General features: G+C 74.4%; 1 protein-coding gene. It reads left to right on the forward strand.

The features are described from left to right. Positions 1–311: 311 nt before the first annotated feature. A partial coding sequence (locus GTQ99_RS23665) for an HU family DNA-binding protein (protein WP_166618076.1) occupies positions 312–839 on the forward strand: 528 nt, incomplete at its 3' end.

The following is an 839-nucleotide window of genomic DNA, read 5'->3' on the forward strand; positions in this document are numbered from 1 at the left end:
GCCCCGGACCGCGCTGCACCGCAGCGCGACCGGGGCCGTCGTGCGTGCGGAGGCGTTGCGGCGCAACGCCTCGTCGCGACCGCCCCGACCCGCCCGCGGTGCCGCGGCGGGCCCGGGAACCGGCTGCGACACAGGGCAGCTGGCCGTGGTGCGGGCGGAGTCGATTGTGCCGCAACGACTCGCCGCCGCGCCGGTGGTGGACTCCGGTGATCGCTGGTCGTACCGTTCAACCGTCGGGCTCCTGCTCGGCTGTGCGCAGACGCTTGCGCGAGGACATGCACGGACGACCCGGTCCCCCCAGGAGGAGCCCCGTGAACAAGGCAGAGATGGTGGACGCCCTCGAGGCGCGCCTCGGCGGCAAGAAGCAGGCGGTGACGGCGGTCGAGGCGATCGTCGAGCTCATCACGCTGACCGTCGCCAAGGGCGACAAGGTGGCCATCAGCGGGTTCGGCACCTTCGAGAAGCAGGCGCGCAACGCCCGCACGGGCCGCAACCCGCGCACCGGCGAGGCCGTCAAGATCAAGAAGACCTCCGTGCCGCGCTTCCGCCCCGGCACGGCCTTCAAGGAGGTCGTCTCCGACTCCAAGGCGCTGCGCGCGTTCCAGGCGGCCGCCAAGGAGCGGACCACCGGCACGGCGACCGGGATCCGGGTGCCCTCCTCGGCGTCCACGGGCACCACCACCTCGTCGGCGACCTCGACGACGGCCAAGAAGGCGGCTCCGGCCACCAGGAGCACCGCCGCGAGCCGCACGGCTCCCGCGAAGAAGGCCGCCGCGGCGCCGGCGCGCAAGACCGCCGCCAAGACCGCCGCGGCCGCGGCGGTCTTGGCGGCGGTCTTG

This window comes from Kineococcus vitellinus, assembly GCF_009906315.1.
Lineage (GTDB): Bacteria > Actinomycetota > Actinomycetes > Actinomycetales > Kineococcaceae > Kineococcus > Kineococcus vitellinus.